Raw genomic sequence first — 17,144 nt, forward strand, 5'->3', positions numbered from 1 at the left:
TTTTGCTGAGTTTTGCGTCATGGCTTTCTGGAAGGCGCAGCGTCGTCTTGCGCGTCCTTCTCGTCCTTCCCGGCCTCTGGCGGCGCCGGATTGGCCGGCTCGGGCTTTGGCTGCAGCGCGCCCAGCTGCTCCATCAGCTGCGCGAAACGCTGCTGGCTCGGCTGCAGCCGGTCGACATGCTCCAGCACCTCGCGCGCTTCCACGTCCAGTTCGGGTTCGTAGCCGCGCTGCTGCATGTGCGAGATCAGGATCTGCACCGCGTTGAACAGCACCCGCACATTGTCCGGCAGCCGTTCGCGCGCCTTGCGCATCCATTTGACGGCATCGGGCAGCTTGCCGGTCTTCCACAGCACCACGCCCTGGTTCATCAGGTCCACCGCCTCCTTGCGCGCGGTGCGGATGATGAGCGCGCCTTCGTCCGGCAGGCGTGCGCGGTCGAAGATCTTTTGCACCTCGTCCTGCAGCAGGGTGTTGTCGTGGTTGTTGCGGATCACATAGGCCAGCACCTCGTTCGGCGTGCCCTTCACGCCAACCGCGAAAAGCAGGGTCGCCATCTCGATGCAGATCGCGGTGCCCGGCCGCCTGGGATCGGCCTGCAGCATCCCATCGAGCTCGTCGCCGGCGCGGCGCGCGTTCAGGTAGTCGCCGCTCTCGTGGTAGACGTGGCCCTCGGTGATCTTGGCACGCAACACCATGTGTTCGTGCTCGCTGCCGAACTCGCGCTGGACCAGCAACAGCAGCTGCAGCGCATCCTTGGTATTTCCCTTCAAGCCGCACACGCGTGCCAGGCCGAGGTAATCGTCGGGCGCCTTGCGGATCGAGTATTCGCCGATCACCAGGCATTTGCGGAAGGCCTTCTCGGCCATCGGCACATTCCCCAGGCGCAGTGCGGCCTGGCCCAGGTGGCGCTGGCGCGGCACGGAGTTGGGCGACATCTTGGCCGCGCGCTCGAGCACCGCGGCCGCTTCCTCGTGCTGGCCCATGCCCTGATATGCCTTGGCCAGCTGGTCGTAGGCGTCGATATAGTGGCGGTTCTCGGCGATCACGGTCTGGAACATCTGGCGCGCCTGCTCGAAGTCGCCATCGGCCATGCGGATCTTGCCCAGGCCCGCGCGCGCCCAGTGGTATTCGCGCTGGGCCAGCACTTTTTCATAGACTTCGCGCGCGCGCGCCGGCTGGCCGCTGCGTTCCAGCATGCGCGCCTTCATGCGCAGCAGCTCGATCTCGTGCACCCGGCTGGCGGCGATCTGGTCGTCGCACAGGCGCGCCGCGCGCAGGTAGTCCTTCTCGATGAAAGCCTGGTCGATCAGGCGGAAGATCTGCTTGCGGCGCCACACGCGGTTCAGGCGCGTGAGCAGCACGCCTTCGGTGATCGGCTTCACCAGATAGGCATCCGGCTGGTGCTCGGCCGCGCCCATCACCGATTCCACGCTCTTCTCGGCCGACACCATCACGAACACGGACGACGGCATCAGGAGCTGGCGCATGCGCGCTTCCTCGAGCACCTGCTGGCCGTTCTTGCCCTCGCCCAGGTTGTAATCGCATAGCACCACGTCGTAGCGCAGCTTGTTGAGCAGGCCCATGGCTTCGCCGCCGCTGGAGGCCTGGTCGATATTGCGCGCGCCCAGGCTGCGCAGGCTTTCGCGCAGCAGCTGGCGGATGCCGACGAAGTCGTCGACGATCAGGTAGTGCTTGCTGGCCCAGTCGATCTCTTCGAGCACCTTGGGCTTGGACAGCGCCGCCGCCGCCGGCTTGGCGTCGGGCTTGGCGGCGGGGTTCGGGGCCGGATTGGCATCCGGCTTGGGGAGGGCGGCAGGCGTGTTCATGGCAGGGTCAGGATGAAGCAGCCGCCGCCGAGCGGGCCGCCGTTCTCGAGCCGCACCGCGCCATGGCGCTCGCGGTGGCGGTGCATGCGCGCCACCTCGCCCGAGAAGTACAGCCCCAGTCCGGCGCTATTGGTCAGGAAGTTGACGCCGCTGTCGCGGCTGCCTGGCGTACCGGCCGCCAGCAGCGCGGGCGGGAATCCGGCCCCGTTGTCCTCGACCCGGATCTCGAGATCGCCGTCGACGTCGCGCGCCGACAGGCGGATGCGGTCGCGCGTGTAGTGCAGCGCATTGTTGATGGCGTGCGAGACCACGCCCACGATCAGGTCTTCGTCGACATGGGCGATCAGCTCGGGATCGACGTCGAGTTCCAGGGTGACGCCGCGCGACTCGAGCAGCACGCGCTCGAGGGCCACGACCTGCTCGACCAGCTGGCTCACCTCAAGCGGCTGGACATCGAACGGATACGCCGGCTTGCCGACCTGCTTGTACAGCGCCAGCAGCTGCATCAGGTTGTCGTTCAGGCGGCGCGTCTGGTACAGCATCTGCGCCATCTGCGCATACGCCTTCTCGGTCTCGGGCGAGGCGCCGTCGAGCAGGCGTTCCAATGTGCCCGACACGACGCTGATCGAGTTCTTCATATCGTGCGCGGTGGATGCCAGGAACAGGAACAGCTCGGGCGAATATTGTGCGTCTTCCATCCGGACAGGCCCCCTTCGGCCGAAAAAGTTGCTACTGATAAATTATACCCGCAGGCATCCGCTAGTTTCCCCGCAGATGCCCATACCGTGCGCACGTTTGCGCCAACGCAACGCTTAGTCGTCGAACCGTCAAGGGCCGATATCGGTGGCGTTCGGGTCAGGATGGCGGCTGTTACGACGCGCGCGCAGCACGAAACGGGCCGGATCGAGGGCGTCGACCAGGGCCATCTCGAGCGGCAGCGGTTCACCCTCGAGCTGGGCGGCCAGCACTTCGGCCGCCAGCGGCGCCCAGATCAGGCCGCGCGAGGCATAGCCCAGCAAGCCGTACAGGCCGGGATGGCGCGGCACGTCGCGCAGGCGCTCGGTGGCGCCAGCGGCGGCGAAGTCGGGCAGGCGGCCGACCAGCGGCAGGCGGTCCGGCGCCACGCTGCGAAAGCCCACCCGGCCCGCCAGCGGCGCGCCCTCGGCGGCCCGTGGATCGGACACCAGGCCACGCAGGCGCGCCAGGTTTTCTTCGTGGCTGGCGGCGCGCAACAAAGGGTCGGCATCGAGGTCATAGGTCGCACCGGCGCAGGTGATGCCGTTGGCCGCTGGCGTCAGGTAGGCTTCGCGGCACAGCACCAGCGGCAGTTGCGGCGCGTCTTGCGGCGCCAGGTGCGTGACCTGGCCGCGCAGCGCCTGCAGCGGCAGGCCGGCGGTCTGCGCCATGTGGCGGGCGCCGGCACCGCTGGCCAGCACCACGGTCGGCGCCTGGCCGATGACATTGCCGTTTGCAGCGCGCGCCAGCCATTCGTCGCCGAGACGCTCCAGTTGTACATCGCCGGCATCGAAGCGCCTTGTCAGAAGCTCGCCGCAGGACGCCAGCAGCGCCTCGCATACGCCGCCCGGACGCGCCCAGCCGCCTTGCGGGAACAGCCAGCCGCCGTCCGGCGCGGGCAGGCCGAGCAACGCTTCGGCGTCAGGCGGCTCGAGCCAGCGCGCGAAGTCGGGCGGGACCCTGCCCTCTTGCGCAATCGCGCGCGACACCGCCGCGTGGCCGGCATCGCGCGACAGCTGCAGCACGCCGCACTGGTCGCCGTCGAAGGCGCGGCCGATGCCGCCCAGTTGCTCCCACAGGCGCAGCGCATACAGGTAGGCGGCGCGCGCCAGGCGGGTCGGGATATTGTCGTCGCGCGAGAGCAGCGGCATGAAGATGCCGGCCAGGTTGCCCGAGGCTTCCATCGCCGCGTGCGGATGGCGTTCGATGAGCGTCACCCGCCAGCCGCGTGCGCACAGGCGCGCCGCGGCGGCGCAGCCGGCCACGCCGGCGCCCAGCACCAGCGCGCAGCGGTCAGGCTCTGGTGTCGACGGCAGGCGCGGCTTGCGGGTCGAGAAAGTCGCGCCATCGCCATCGAAGGCGAAGCCCTGGGCCGCGAGGGCGGCGCGCTGCTCGGCATCGAGTCCGCTTGACGCCAAGCGGGCGCCGAGCTTTGTCAAGCGCGCCAGCGGGCGGACGAAATGCGTGCCCTGGGCGCCGTGCAGGTAGATGAAATCGGGATGCACGTTCAGCTCGGCCAGCGCGGTCTCCAGAGGCGCCGCGACCAGGTCGAGCGTCAATCCTTCATCGGCCTGCGGGATGCGGTGAAAGCCAGGCTGCAAGCGGTCGGTGAGCGCCACCAGGTGCAGGCGCGCGGGCCGCTGCGCATCCAGGCGCCAGGCGTCGATCAGCGCCTCGACATGGCTGCCGTCGCTGTCGAAGACGGTGTAGCGCGCACGGCCGCGCCAGTGGTCCTGCACCTTCATGTCAACGGCGCCGGCTACGGCAATGGCATTCGCGGTCGTGGTCGTCCACCAGGCCGATGCCCTGCATATAGGCATAGACGATGGTCGAGCCGACGAACTTGAAGCCGCGCTTGGCCAGGTCTTTCGAAATACGGTCGGACAGCTCGGTGCGCGCCGGCCGGGCATGGTCGGGCCAGTCGTTCACGATCGGCGTGCCGTCGACGAAAGCCCACAGGTAGGCTTCGAGCGTGAGGCCCTGCTCGCGCATCGCGAGATATGCCCTGGCATTGGTAATCGCGGCGGCGACCTTCAGGCGGTTGCGCACGATGCCGGGGTTCAGCAACAGCTCGGCCTTCTTGTCGTCGTCATAGGCCGCGATCTTGTGCGCATCCCAATCGTCGAAGGCGGCGCGGTAGGTATCTCGCTTGTTCAGGATGGTTTCCCACGACAGGCCGGCTTGCGCGCCTTCGAGATTGAGCATCTCGAACAGCGTGTTCTCGTCATGGCAGGGCACGCCCCACTCGTGGTCGTGATAGGCGATGTAGCGCGGATTGGCCATATTGGCCCAGGAGCAGCGCTTGACCGTCATCGCGCCGCTCCCGGCTTGGCTGCACGCAGGCAGGCCATGACCTCATCGGTGCGGCCGTCGGCCACCAGCCCAGCCGGCGTGCGTCCATCCAGTGCGGCCTGTGGGGCCTTCATCCAGGCATCGGCGGCATCGTCGTTACCGAGGATCTTGCGGGCCTCGTGCATGACGGCGTAATAAGCCTGGGCCTTGCGCGAGTGGCCGTCGAAACGTGCCTGCAGCGCGGCGATGGCGTCGGGAGAGTGTCGTTCGGGATCGGTCATGGCGTCGGTTTTTCATTCGAGACCGCATCATACCGCGCCCCAACCGGGCGATCGAGGAAGGCCGCGCCGGCGCTGTCTTCGCCGAGCACGTCGGCCGGGTTGCGCAGCGGGCAATCGGTCAGCGAAAGACAACCGCAGCCGATGCAGGTATCGAGTTCGTCGCGCAGCCGCTGCAGCCGCGCGATGCGCTCGTCGAGTTCCGCCCGCCAGCCCGCGCCCAGCACCCGCCATTCCTTCGCGCTGATGGTACGGCCTTCGGGCAGCCCGGCCAGGTTCTCCCGGATCGTCTCGAGCGGGATCCCGGTGCGCTGCGCCACCTTGATGATGGCGATATGGCGCAGCACCTCGCGCGCATAGCGGCGCTGGTTGCCGTCGGTGCGCCAGCCCTTGATCAGGCCTTTCGATTCATAGAAATGGATGGTGGACACCGCCACGCCGCTGCGGCGCGCCACCTCGCCCACCGTAAGGGCCTTCTTTTCGGGATCGATCGTCGTCATTGCGCTTGACCTCAAGTTAAGTTGAGATTTTATACTTTTTTTCACTCCCATCACAAGCAAGGAAAAAGTATGAGCAATCGGATCGACGACATCCTCACCGGCAAGGCATCCTGGCTCGCGGCGCGCGTGTTGCTGACGATGGTGTTTGCCCTGTCGGGCGCGGCCAAGATCGTCGACTTTGGCGGCGGTATGACCGAGATGAGCCGCGCCGGCCTGGAGCCGGCCTGGCTGTTCAATATCGCGGTCGCCCTGGTCCTGCTGGCCGGGACGCTGGCGATCTGGTTCGACCGTCACCTGTGGCAGGCGACGGCGCTGCTGGGAGGCTTCCTAGTCGCGACCATTTTTGTAGTCCACCATTTCTGGAGCTTACCGGAACCTCGCGCGACGCTTTCCATGTACGTCGCGCTCGAACACATATCGCTGGTCGGCGGGCTGGCTTGTGCGGCGGTGGCGAGTGCCTGCCGAAGGACGCTGGTGCGAACGGCTGGGTGAATTCATATTCAACCGCGCTGGGATTTCGCTATCTGCTACATGCTAACCTACGCGACACGTGCCAAACAAAATCTACATTCTTAAAAAAGAGAAAGGTTCGTACCCTATCAGGGATTCGAAGCCACATCTCTCCGCCAGAATGTTTGAAATCTCGTTTGCAGGCCTTCATTACTTTACCCTATCCCCGCATTTTGGTGGGACTGGTCTTCAGTAGTCGAGCACGTCGGATAATAGTTGGCGCTTTTCTGTAGCGATTGTTTACGCCCATCAGTAACTCTGTCTGATGTGCATGACTGAACTGCTCAATCCGAGACAACACTTCTTCTAATTCTAAGCTGAAGCAGCCGCAGTGCGACCTTATGGCTATGCTGTTACCACCAGAGGACGTTAATCCATGCTGCAGCAGTATCAACGGACCATCGTAGCGATTATCACTTATGGATATCCCAAAGCGACCGAGAAACCGAACGTGGAGTCTTCCTTTCCATTCTGGACGCCTCATGTACTCTTCACGAGCCCACGAAGCCGCCTCATAGGATACGTCGCTAAGCAGTATTTCGCCTGATGGCATGCGTAGATCACACAGCTGATCACGACCAAACAGCGCATGGACGTCGAGGCCATAATGACTCGCAGCACTGGCAAGTGGCTGATCACGGCAGCACCCTTCGGCAAAACTGTCGATATTCTTTAATAGCCATTCAACAGAATGGGTTAGGAAGCGCTTGCTGTTGTCATCAGTAAAATAGATCCATGGTTCTCCTCGATTGCCTAAACCAAGATCTCCGCCGTCGTAGCGTAATGGCAAACGAAACGTCAAGCCACCATCAATCAAAAAAGCTGAGAAAACTGAGGCGCCACTATCGCACGCTTCACTTGTTTCTTCGAAGAACTTGCCTTCATGCTCCATTTTCGTGCTCCAGATTGAAATTATTAGAGTTCATCTGGATCGATCTCATCCGCGTGCACAAGTTCGGCTGGGGAGCATGTCGCAAGATCAAGATCAGTATTTCGATCTGTCCTGCCCACATAAAACGACATTTAGACACGCCCCCAGCTTTGTCCCGGTGTAGCGGCGCAGGCGCTGGGCTGGGCTGGTGTAGCATCCCGTCTTGTCAATTCGAAGGTGCAAAGGAAGTTATTCTGCTATCTGGCTCGGCTGCGCAGTTGTCTGCTGGGTTGTCGCCAATAGCAAAGGGCGTTTCGCCGGTGGTTGGTTCCTACTGAGACTGGTCTTCGGCCCTATCGCAGTTTTGGCGTAGCCATTCTCCCATCGAGAGAGCGAGACAAGAATGCGCCATCGCCAAACACCCATTTGCGGTGCGGAGACTGCCGCGAGCTCGTGCGGCGCGACGCGCGTCCGCAAGCATTGCAGCTGTAAGCTAGTGCCGCAATAGAAATAACCAAGGCCGCCGAATGCGGCCCGATCACCACGCCATACACATGCTTGGTCGGGTCGTAGCCACGTTAGTAACTAGGGACGGCATCGCTCCGGCTTTGGTGGAGGCCGATAAGTGTAAGTCAGGTCGGGATGGCCTGACCTTCCAGTCGTCGACGTTGATTGAACCAGAACCTCTCTGCGGCGTGACCAGCCTCTCTCAACATCAGGATCGCATCCCTGAGGACAAGATGGGCAAGTATTTCAGCTTAATGCCCGTGCATCTCCGCATCGATCTTGGAATGCGCCGCGGTATCGCGCATGAACCAGCACACGACCAGCGTGCAGGCGATGACGCCCGTAACATACCAGTAGAAGCCCGATTCCATATCGACCGACTTGAACCACAGCCCGACGTATTCGGCCGTCCCACCAAAGATGGACACGGCGAACGCATACGGCACGCCGACGCCGGTGGCGCGGATCGACGCCGGGAACATCTCGGCCTTTACCAGCGCATTGATCGAGGTGTAGCCCGAGACGATGAGCCAGGCGCAGGCGATCAATCCAAACGCTTCCCATGGACCGCTGGCGTGGCGGATGGCCGTCAACAGCGGCACGGTGAAGATCGTGCCGAGCAGCGCGAAGCCCACCAGCAGCGGGCGGCGGCCGATGCGGTCCGACAGCGCGCCGTACAGCGGCTGCAAGCACATGGCGAACAGCAGCGAGGCGGCCGAGACGGCCGTGGTCTGCGAGTCGGTCAGGCCGACCGACAGGCGCAGGAACTTCTGCATGTAGACGGTGTAGACGTAGAACGCCAGCGTGCCGCCCATGGTCAGGCCGACCACCAGCAGCACTTCCTTCGGGTGCTGGGCCAGCTGCTTCAGGCCACCCATCGGCTTGGCCTTCTTGCGCGCCTTCTCGAACGAATCGGTCTCGGGCATATCGTGGCGCATCATCAGCGCGATCAGGGCCAGCAAGGCGCCGCACACGAAGGGAATGCGCCAGCCCCAGGCGCGCAGCTGCTCGTCGGTGAGCAGGAAGTGCTGCAGCACCAGCAGCAGGACCAGGGCCAGCAACTGGCCGCCGATCAGCGTCACGTACTGGAAGCTGGCGTAGAAGCCGCGCCGTTTCGAGTCCGCCATCTCCGACAGGTAGGTGGCGCTGGCGCCGTATTCGCCGCCGAGGCTCAGGCCTTGCAGCAGGCGCGCCAGCAGCAGGATGCAGGGCGACAGGATGCCGGCGGTGGCATAGGTCGGGGCGCAGGCGATCAGCAGCGAGCCGGCGCACATCAGCAGCACCGAGGCCATGAGCGCGACCTTGCGGCCATGGCGGTCGCCCAGGTGGCCGAACAGGATGCCGCCAATCGGGCGCACGAAGAAGCCCAGCGCGAAGATGCCGGCGGTCGACATCATCTGCGCCGTCGGGTCCTGGGCCGGGAAGAACGAGCTCGCGAAGTACAGGGCGAACGCCGCGTAGCAGTAGAAGTCGAACCACTCGACCAGGTTGCCGGCCGAGCCGACGAAGATGGCGCGCAGGCGCGCGCCGGAAATGGGTTCGGCGGCCTGCAAAGCGGGGTCGGCCGCTTGCGGCCGTGCGCCGGCGGCCGGATTGCCGATGGTTGTCGTCATGGGGTGTCTCCTCTATCAGAGTCCCCATTGTCGGCACCGCTTGAAGGCGACACATCCGCAATGTTGGCGCGGCCTCCTCCGTAAAAATACGGAGAAGGCCGCGCGACGCCCGTGCAGCTGCTATTGTTGGCGTTTTTTGGCCAAGGACTATTCGATGCCATCCTTGTTCAAACGACATCCCTGGCGCACGTTGCCGGTCGTGGCGGTGGCGCTGGCCCTGATCTTCGCGGCCGGCCACTTCGCGGAGCAGCGCGAGCTGCAGGCCAAGATGGATGCGCTGCACCAGGCGACGGCGGCGCATGTGCTGGGCCTGCGCGGCCTGGTGGAGAAGCACGACTTCTTGCCGCATGCGGCGGCCCGCCATCCCGACGTCCAGCACCTGCTGCAGGCGCCGCGTGACGCCGACCTGCAATCGCGCGTCAACGCCTATTTCGCCGACCTGCAGACGACGACCGGCGCCGCCGCGCTGTTCCTGATCGATCGCGAAGGCCTGACCATCGCCTCCAGCAACTGGAACCTGCCGTCGAGCTTTGTCGGCGAATTTTACCGCCAGCGCCCCTACTTCGAGGATGCGGTGGAGGGCCGCCGCGGCCTGTTCTTCGGCCTGGGCCTGACTACCGGCCAGTCCGGCCTGTTCATCGCCGAACCGGTACGGTCGGGGAACGCCATCATCGGCGTCATGGTCGTCAAGATCAGCCTCGACCCATTGGAGCAGACCTGGCGCCATGGCGCCAATCCGGTGCTGCTGCGAGACAGCCGCGGCGTGGTGTTCCTGAGCGGCGTGCCCGAGTGGCTGTTCCAGAGCATCGCACCGGTCTCCACGAACGACGCCGCCTGGATCGCCGACCACGGCCAGTACGGGGCCCGCCGCCGCTTCGACGTCCTGCCCTGGACGATCCGGGTACGCGACGACGTGCCCGGCTTCGTCCTCAGGACCAGCATCGATGGGCGAACGCGCGACTACCTCGCGCTGGATACGCCGCTTCCCGGCCTGGGCTGGACCCTGACGGTCGCGGAGGACATGCGCGAGGTACGCGAAGCGAGGCGCCTCGCGCTGGCCCTGGGCACGCTGGCAGTCGCCCTGCTGCTGCTCGGCGTGCTGTACTGGCGGCTGCGAGAGCGGCGCTACGCCGAACAGCAGTCGGCCCGGCTCGAACTCGAACACCGGGTCGAGGAGCGCACCCGCGACCTCCAGCAGGCGCACGCCTTCCGCAAGGCGATGGAAGATTCCCTGCTGGTGGGCATGCGCGCGCGCGACCCGGAAGGCAAGATCATCTATGTGAATCCGGCCTTCTGCGCGATGATCGGCTACAGCCCGGACGAATTGCTCGGCTGCCGTCCACCCTACCCCTACTGGCACCCGGACGACCTGGAAAAACAGGCGAAGGACAGCGACGACGCCCTGAACGGACGCGCCGCCCCGCACGGCTTCGAATCACGCATCCGCCACAAGGACGGGCATGACGTGCTCACCATGGTGTACACCGCGCCCCTCATCGACGCCGATGGCGTGCACCGCGGTTGGATGAGTTCGATCGTGGACATCACCGCCCAAAAGCAGGCCGAGGCCCGGCAGCGCGACCAGGAATTGCGCCTGCAGCGCAGCGCGCGCCTGGCCAGCGCCGGCGAGATGGCCTCGACCCTGGCGCACGAACTGAATCAACCCCTGATGGCGCTATCCAATTTTGCGCTCGCCTCGCGCGCCCTCGCCGCCCGCGGCGAAGCGGCCATGCTGACCGGCGCACTGGATGACATCGTCGAGCAATCGCGGCGCGCCAGCGAGATCGTCAAGCGGGTGCGCGCGATGATCAACCCGCAGCGCGCCGACTATGCGACCCTCGCCCTCGGTCCCGTGATCGACCACGTCGAAGCGCTGCTCAAGCCCGAGCTGAACGGCCAGGGAGTGCTGCTGCGCCTGATGCTGGACGACCCTGCCGTGAAGGTGCGCGGCGACAGGGTGTTGCTCGAGCAGGTGCTGGTCAACCTCATTCACAACGCGGCGCAGGCGATGCTGGACCAGCCGCGCCATCGCCGCCGCATCGTGCTGGCCACGTGCCGGGTCGCGCACGGCGTGCGGATTGCCGTCGGCGACCAGGGTCCGGGGATCCCGCCGGAGCAGCTCGAACAGATCTTCGCCCCCTTCTTTACCACCAAGCCCGACGGCCTTGGCCTGGGGCTGAACATCTGCCGCACCATCGTCGAAGCCCATGGCGGCGCGATGACGGTCGCGAACGACGCCGATGGCGGCGCCACTTTCTCATTCATCCTGCCCATCGTCCAATGAAAGATGCACCACTGACCCTGTACGTCGTCGACGACGACGAAGCCCTGCGCCGCTCCCTGCTGCTCCTGCTGTTCTCGCAAGGACTGGCGGTGCAGGCATTCGATTCCGGCGAAGCCTTCCTCGAGGCGGTCGACCCGAGCCAGCCGGGTTGCGTGATCCTCGACCTGCGCATGGGCGGCATGAGCGGCCTGGCCGTGTTCGAGCGCCTGCGGGCGGCGCACAGCCCGCTCGTGACGGTCTTCCTGTCCGGGCATGGCGACATCCCGATGGCCCTCGAGGCCGTACGCAGCGGCGCCTGGGATTGGGTGGCCAAGCCGGACACCCAGCAACTGCTGGACAAGCTGCCGGCCGCGATTACGGAAGCGCGAGCGCGCGGCCACGCGGGCCGGCTATGGGAAGAATTGACGCCTCGCGAGCGCGAAGTCGCCCGCCTGGTCGGCCTGGGTCAGCCGAACAAGGAGATCGCCCGGGTGCTGGTGCCGCCCTGCGGCCCGCGTTCGGTCGAGACGCACCGCGCCAATATCTTCCACAAGCTGCAATGCGCCAACGACAACGAGCTGGGAAGGTGGCTGGCGGCTTACCCGTGGCTGCGATAAAGTGTGATCGGACCGACGGCTGCAGCAAGATCGATCGTCGGCGATCGGTTTGCCAACATCAGTGATGAACCAGTAAGGATGACCTCGAATGAACGAACCGCTTCTCGACAGGCACAGGGAACTATTCCCACACTTTGCCGACGAGATTGATGCTTTCTATCGCCAGCAGTTTAGATACAAGAAAAGCTGTGCAGACGCTCGTTTTCCCACCGTTGGCATCAGACGTGCGGCAATCGACCTTTATTTGCGCTTCGAGCAATCGGAAGTGGCAATCGGTCATACCGTTGTCATTGCCAGAATCGGGTTCAGGCACCAACGCCAGGGGCATGGAACCCGGCTGCTTGCAAAACTGGTGGCGATGTCGGAGGACTACGGCATCCGCTCGATCGGCGTCGAACAGACAGGCCCAGACCCCAGCATTCAGAATTTCGTCCGCAAGTTCGGCTTTAACAATCACGTTGACCAGCAGAACTGGATCCTCCCGGTGGATTCGCTCAAGGAACGCTTGCAGCAAGTATCCTGAAACAACACCGCGTCGCAATTCGAAGGAGACTCACTAGATGTACTGCCCTACCCGCTTCGCGCAATCCGACGCGCGCCTGCTGCACGCCCTGATCGCCGACCATCCGCTGGCCATGCTGGTCACGCAGAATGAAGGGGCGCCCGATGCCGACCACCTGCCCTTCGTGCTGCTGCCTGGCGAAGGCGTGCTGCGCGCCCATGTGGCGCGCGGCAATCCGGTGTGGCGGCGCGCCGGGCAGCAGGTGCTGGCAGTGTTTCGCGGGCCGTCCGGCTACGCAACGCCGGACCGGGTCGAGAAGGCCGAGAACGGCGGCAGGGTGGTTCCGACCTGGACCTACAACGTCGTGCATGTGCACGGCCGGCTGCGCACGATCGACGATCCGGCCTGGTTGCGCGCACTGGTCGAGCGCCAGACCGATCATCAGGAAGCGGCGCAGCCAGACCCCTGGTCGGTCGACGACGCGCCGCTTGAATACACCAGCAAGCTACTGGCGGCGATCGTCGGCATCGAGATCGCGATCGAGCGCATCGAGGGGAAGTGGAAGACCGAGCCGCCGCCGCGCGTGGCGGCGGCCCAGCGCGCTTGAGCAAGCGCGCTTCAGCCCTGGCAAGGATTGCCAGGGGCATGGACAAGCGGTTTAGTGGCTGGAACCGGTATGGCCCGCGGCGCCCGAGCTGCCGCTGCTGCCCGACTTGCCCTTCGCCAGTTGCTCTGCGTGCTTCAGGTGTTCCTGGACAACAGGGATCATCTTGTCGACCTGGCCCTTGACGTCCGGATCCTTGGCGCCTTTCGAGGCCGCCTGCAGCTTGGTCAGGGTTTCCTTGTGCGCACCGACGCCGCCCTGCTTGACATAGGCCTTGTCGAAGGCGTCGCCGCTCGCTTTCTCGAGCTGGGTCGACATGGCTTTATGCTTGGCGTCGAGTTCGGTCGGCAGGGTCACGCCCTTCGACTGGGCCAGGGTCTGCACCTCGGTCAGCGCCTTGCCGTGGTCGTCGACCATCTTGCTGGCGAAGGCCTTCACGTCGGCGTTCTGGCTCTTGCTTTGCGCCAGCTTGCCCATTTCGACCTCGGCCATGTTCGACATCGCCATGTCGGTAATGGCCTTGCGGTCGGCGCTGGTCAGCTTGGCGGCGCCGCTGGCGGTGGCGGCCGTGGCGCTGCTGCCCGACTGCTGGCCGGCCTGGCTGGATGCGCCGGTCTGCGCCTGCGCGCCGACGGCGCCGAACATCGCGGCGGCGATCGATACCGCCATCAGGCGCTTGAGGATGGGTTGTGTTTGCATTTGGCTCTCCGTTGAAATAGTTGGATGAGCCGAGTGTAGTCTTGCTTGTTCAAGACTAGCGCGCGTTAGCCGACAAGCAATTTCAAGCAAAAAAACCAGCCCGATCGGGCTGGCTTGCGCGGCAAGATACCGGCGATCAACGGAAGCTGAGCGCCGCCGTCAGGTCGCCCGGCCCGCGTGCGCCGCGCGCCGCGAAAGCGGCGTTGCGGCTGGCCAGGCCCTCGAGCAGCGGCAGGCCGTGCAGGCGCGTGATGAAGCGCAGGATCGAGGTCGTGTCGTAGAAATTGTGGTCGACCGCGCCGCGCTTGGCGTGCGGCGACACCACGATCGCCGGGATGCGCGAGCCCGGGCCCCAGCGGTCGCCTTGCGGCGGCGCCACGTGGTCCCACCAGCCGCCGTTCTCGTCAAACGTGATCACCACCACCATGTCCTTCCACTGCGGCGATTTTTTCAGGTGCTCGATGATATTGGCCACGTGGGCGTCGCCCGACTCGATGTCCGAATAGCCGGCGTGCAGGTTCAGGTTGCCCTGCGGCTTGTAGAAGGCCACCGCAGGCAGCTTGCCCGCAACCGCGTCGGCGATGAATTTGTTGGAGATCGGGCTGTCGCCCAGGCCGCCGTCGCGCAGGTGTTCCGCGCGCTCTTTGGTTCCCGGCGCGAATTGCTTGAAGTAATTGAACGGCTGGTGGTGGTACTGGAAATTCGGCCGCTCGCCGGCGCCGCGGCCGTCGAGCGCCGCCTGCATGCCGCCGCCATACCAGGCCCAGCTCACGCCCTTCTTCGACAGCAGATCTCCGATCGTGTCGTAGGTTTGCGGTGGCAAGGTGGAGGCGTCGGCCGGATCGGCATGCAGCGGGTCGCCGTCGAAGGCCGGACGCACCCAGCTCGGCTGGTACGGCGGCGCCATCGTGTTGACGGCGTAGCCGTCCGGCGTCATCGCGCCGTTGCGCACGAACTTCGGTTTGCCTTCCAGCGCCGATGCCGGCGAATCGGGCGCCAGCGCCAGGCGCACGCCCTGCGGGCCGTCTTCCAGCACCGCGATCTTGTTCTTCGCCGCGGTCTCGGCCGCGTTGAAGTACTCGGGCACGCGGCCGCTGACCAGGAACTGGTGGTTCAGGTAAGAGCCGCCGAAGGCCGCCATGAAGAAGTTGTCGCACAGGGTGAACTCGCGCGCGATCTGGACCAGGCCCAGGTTCTTCGACGTTTCGCCGTAATAGCCCATCACCATGCCGCCGGCATCGGACCAGGCGGCGAAGCAGTCGTTCTTGCCGCCGTTGATCTGCATCTGGTTGTGATAGAACTGGTGCACCAGGTCGCGCGTGATGATGCCTTCGGGCAGCGGCTTGCCTTCGGCATCGACCAGCTTGTAGGGCGCATTCGGCAGGTCGGCCGACTGGGCTTCGGTGGTGATGTAATCCTTGCCGCCGATGTTCTGGCGGCCCGGCACCACGCCGCCCCAGGTCTTGGGCAGCGTCGACAGGAGCGAGCCGTCGCGGTCGCGCTGCTGGACGCTTGCCGCCGGCACGCTCGCCAGCGGCACGGCCAGGCCGGGGAAGTCGGAGAAGAGGTTGTTGAAGCTGCGGTTTTCCAGGTAGATCACGACCACGTTCTTGACGTGGGCGCGCAGCTTGGCGTCGAGCGAACCCCTGGCGACCGGCCTGGCCGGTGCTGCGTTCGTCACGCCCGGCAGGGTGGCGGCGGCGCCGACCGCGGCGGCGGCCTGGAAAACACGCCTGCGCGCGGGATTGTCAGGCTGGGTGGACGCCTCGGGTCCGTGATCTTGCTCTTGCACGTGTCGCTCCTCTTGCTGTCGGCCATGGCGGCCACAAAGGAAGTATTATCCACGCGATTTACAAATGGAAACAATCAGAAACAAATAAAGTGTGGTTCGTCAAAGAGACGTCATATTTTGACGGCACAATGCAAGTGCTCCTTGGGAAGGGCACTCGGCGGTGCAAACCGCCCTACCGGCGCCGGCGGTCGGGAAACATACCGGCACCAATTCCTCCAATGCAGGCCCATTCGTGGGCCTGCATTTTTTTTCTCAGCCGTATTTCTCAGCCGTAGAGCGGGATCAGGATGTCGTAGGCATTGTCGGGCCGCGCATCTTCGTCCACCGTTGGCGTGTAGCGGCGGTCGTAGCGCTCGAGGCGGATGCCGTCCTGGTCTTCTTCCATGCCCAGTTGTTCCATGGTGGCGATGCCGGTCACGGTGCTTGCCTGCGCATGCACCATCGGGCCGCGGTGGGTCATCAGGGCGTAGCGGCGCGGCGGGATGCGGATGCCGATCATGCCGGGCGGTAGATTGTTGAGATCGGCGACTTCGACGGCGATGCACTCCAGCTTGACGCCGCCATACTGCGGCATGCGCACGCCATAGTGCAGGCCATCGGTTGCGCCCAGTTCGGATTCGCGGGCGAGGAAGGATTTCCAGATCTCTGGCAACTCCGTTTCCAGAACCGAGGCGGGCCCTGCGACAGGCAGCCCGACGAGCTTCATTTCAGGTAGTGTAACGGTTGAGATGTGCATGATAGTGGCTTGCTGATAGACGAAAAGATTATAGCCTTATCGCTTCGACAATATTAGCGTCCACGCAATCGTGCGGATCGATTTCTCGTGTCAAAAGGAGAACAATGTTGCCTACTTCACTCAAAGCCCTGCTCAAGGAACTCGAAACCTTCGGCATCAGTCATGACGCGGCGCCCGACAACCGCGCGCGCCGCCTGCTCAACATCACCCACGACACCGGCGAATTCCTGGCCGTGCTGGTGCGCGCCATGGGCGCCCGTCGCGTCCTCGAGATCGGCACCTCGAACGGCTACTCGACCTTGTGGCTGGCCGAGGCCGCGCAAGGCATCAACGGCAGCGTCACGACGGTCGAGCTGTCGGCGGCCAAGGTCGCCATGGCACGCGAGAACTTCGTGCGCGCCGGCCTGCAGGACCGCATCGTGCAGGTCGAGGGCCAGGCTGGCGACTTTTTGGCAAGCAGCGCCGACGAATCCTTCGACCTGGTCTTCCTCGATTCCGAGCGCGCCGCCTACGTGGGCTGGTTGCCGCAGATCGAGCGCATCCTGCGTCCCGGCGGGCTGGTGGTGGTCGACAACGCCACCTCGCACGCCCAGGAACTGGCTCCCTTCATGCAGGCGTTGCGCTGCGCGTCCAGCTGGAGCACCAGCCTGGTCCCGGTGGGCAAGGGCGAATTCCTGGCCACCAAGCATTAATCCGCCCCGCCATCCCGGCGCCCGTGCAGTTCAGGCACGGTTTTATGCAGTCCATCGCACGGGACGCGCGGGGCAAGGACGCGCTCCCTAGAATGGACTCATCAACT

General features: G+C 64.9%; 17 protein-coding genes. 6 read left to right on the forward strand and 11 right to left on the reverse strand.

Features of this window, described 5'->3' with window-relative positions:
* Positions 1-17: 17 nt before the first annotated feature.
* From E8M83_RS04655 to soxR, 6 genes are all read right to left on the reverse strand, one after another.
* Entirely contained in the window at positions 18-1,826 is a 1,809-nt protein-coding gene (locus tag E8M83_RS04655; RefSeq protein ID WP_229491420.1) for a response regulator, read from the reverse strand.
* A complete protein-coding gene (locus tag E8M83_RS04660) occupies positions 1,823-2,524 on the reverse strand; it encodes a sensor histidine kinase KdpD (RefSeq protein ID WP_137172221.1) in 702 nt (233 codons plus the stop codon). The genes E8M83_RS04655 and E8M83_RS04660 overlap by 4 nt, the downstream gene beginning before the upstream one ends.
* A gap of 129 nt (positions 2,525-2,653) precedes the next feature.
* Positions 2,654-4,306 carry an FAD-dependent 5-carboxymethylaminomethyl-2-thiouridine(34) oxidoreductase MnmC gene (gene mnmC, locus E8M83_RS04665; protein ID WP_137172222.1) on the reverse strand — a complete coding sequence of 551 codons (1,653 nt, stop codon included), beginning with the start codon at positions 4,304-4,306 and terminating at the stop codon, positions 2,654-2,656.
* Between the two features lies 1 nt (position 4,307).
* The gene (locus tag E8M83_RS04670) at positions 4,308-4,874 is read right to left on the reverse strand and encodes a DNA-3-methyladenine glycosylase I (RefSeq protein WP_137172223.1); all 567 of its coding nucleotides are present in this window, start codon (positions 4,872-4,874) and stop codon (positions 4,308-4,310) included.
* Positions 4,871-5,134 carry an antitoxin Xre/MbcA/ParS toxin-binding domain-containing protein gene (locus E8M83_RS04675; RefSeq protein ID WP_137172224.1) on the reverse strand — a complete coding sequence of 88 codons (264 nt, stop codon included), beginning with the start codon at positions 5,132-5,134 and terminating at the stop codon, positions 4,871-4,873. The genes E8M83_RS04670 and E8M83_RS04675 overlap by 4 nt, the downstream gene beginning before the upstream one ends.
* Positions 5,131-5,631, reverse strand: a complete 501-nt coding sequence (gene soxR, locus E8M83_RS04680; protein ID WP_137172225.1) for a redox-sensitive transcriptional activator SoxR — start codon at positions 5,629-5,631, stop codon at positions 5,131-5,133. The genes E8M83_RS04675 and soxR overlap by 4 nt, the downstream gene beginning before the upstream one ends.
* A gap of 69 nt (positions 5,632-5,700) precedes the next feature.
* On the opposite strand from soxR, the gene E8M83_RS04685 reads away from it, so the two are divergent.
* A complete protein-coding gene (locus E8M83_RS04685) occupies positions 5,701-6,123 on the forward strand; it encodes a DoxX family protein (protein ID WP_137172226.1) in 423 nt (140 codons plus the stop codon).
* A gap of 178 nt (positions 6,124-6,301) precedes the next feature.
* Here the strand turns inward: E8M83_RS04685 and E8M83_RS04690 are convergent, their stop codons facing one another.
* Complete coding sequence (locus tag E8M83_RS04690) at positions 6,302-7,033, reverse strand: hypothetical protein (protein WP_137172227.1); 732 nt, start codon at positions 7,031-7,033, stop codon at positions 6,302-6,304.
* Positions 7,034-7,770: 737 nt separating this feature from the next.
* Positions 7,771-9,132: an MFS transporter gene (locus E8M83_RS04695; protein ID WP_137172228.1), complete on the reverse strand. Its 1,362-nt coding sequence runs from the start codon at positions 9,130-9,132 to the stop codon at positions 7,771-7,773.
* 154 nt (positions 9,133-9,286) lie between these two features.
* Between E8M83_RS04695 and E8M83_RS04700 the strand changes: the two genes are divergently transcribed.
* The 4 genes from E8M83_RS04700 to E8M83_RS04715 all read left to right on the forward strand — a co-directional run bounded on the left by E8M83_RS04700 (position 9,287) and on the right by E8M83_RS04715 (position 13,121).
* Positions 9,287-11,416 carry an ATP-binding protein gene (locus E8M83_RS04700; RefSeq protein WP_137172229.1) on the forward strand — a complete coding sequence of 710 codons (2,130 nt, stop codon included), beginning with the start codon at positions 9,287-9,289 and terminating at the stop codon, positions 11,414-11,416.
* Positions 11,413-12,012: a response regulator transcription factor gene (locus tag E8M83_RS04705; protein WP_137172230.1), complete on the forward strand. Its 600-nt coding sequence runs from the start codon at positions 11,413-11,415 to the stop codon at positions 12,010-12,012. The genes E8M83_RS04700 and E8M83_RS04705 overlap by 4 nt, the downstream gene beginning before the upstream one ends.
* Before the next feature lie 88 nt (positions 12,013-12,100).
* Positions 12,101-12,535 (forward strand): GNAT family N-acetyltransferase, encoded by a 435-nt coding sequence (locus tag E8M83_RS04710; RefSeq protein ID WP_137172231.1) that lies wholly within the window; start codon positions 12,101-12,103, stop codon positions 12,533-12,535.
* 37 nt (positions 12,536-12,572) lie between these two features.
* Complete coding sequence (locus E8M83_RS04715; protein ID WP_137172232.1) at positions 12,573-13,121, forward strand: FMN-binding negative transcriptional regulator; 549 nt, start codon at positions 12,573-12,575, stop codon at positions 13,119-13,121.
* Positions 13,122-13,172: 51 nt separating this feature from the next.
* Here E8M83_RS04715 and E8M83_RS04720 read toward each other — a convergent pair whose 3' ends face one another.
* The 3 genes from E8M83_RS04720 to E8M83_RS04730 form a co-directional block, all read right to left on the reverse strand.
* A complete protein-coding gene (locus E8M83_RS04720) occupies positions 13,173-13,817 on the reverse strand; it encodes a DUF4142 domain-containing protein (RefSeq protein ID WP_137172233.1) in 645 nt (214 codons plus the stop codon).
* Positions 13,818-13,953: 136 nt separating this feature from the next.
* Positions 13,954-15,609: an acid phosphatase gene (locus E8M83_RS04725; protein ID WP_137172234.1), complete on the reverse strand. Its 1,656-nt coding sequence runs from the start codon at positions 15,607-15,609 to the stop codon at positions 13,954-13,956.
* 265 nt (positions 15,610-15,874) lie between these two features.
* Positions 15,875-16,345 carry a GyrI-like domain-containing protein gene (locus E8M83_RS04730; protein ID WP_137172235.1) on the reverse strand — a complete coding sequence of 157 codons (471 nt, stop codon included), beginning with the start codon at positions 16,343-16,345 and terminating at the stop codon, positions 15,875-15,877.
* A 104-nt stretch (positions 16,346-16,449) separates the two neighbouring features.
* Here E8M83_RS04730 and E8M83_RS04735 point away from each other — a divergent pair, with 104 nt between their 5' ends.
* Positions 16,450-17,037, forward strand: a complete 588-nt coding sequence (locus E8M83_RS04735; protein ID WP_137172236.1) for an O-methyltransferase — start codon at positions 16,450-16,452, stop codon at positions 17,035-17,037.
* Positions 17,038-17,144: the final 107 nt, after the last annotated feature.

The organism is Massilia sp. HP4 (assembly GCF_005222695.1).
GTDB lineage: Bacteria > Pseudomonadota > Gammaproteobacteria > Burkholderiales > Burkholderiaceae_D > Telluria.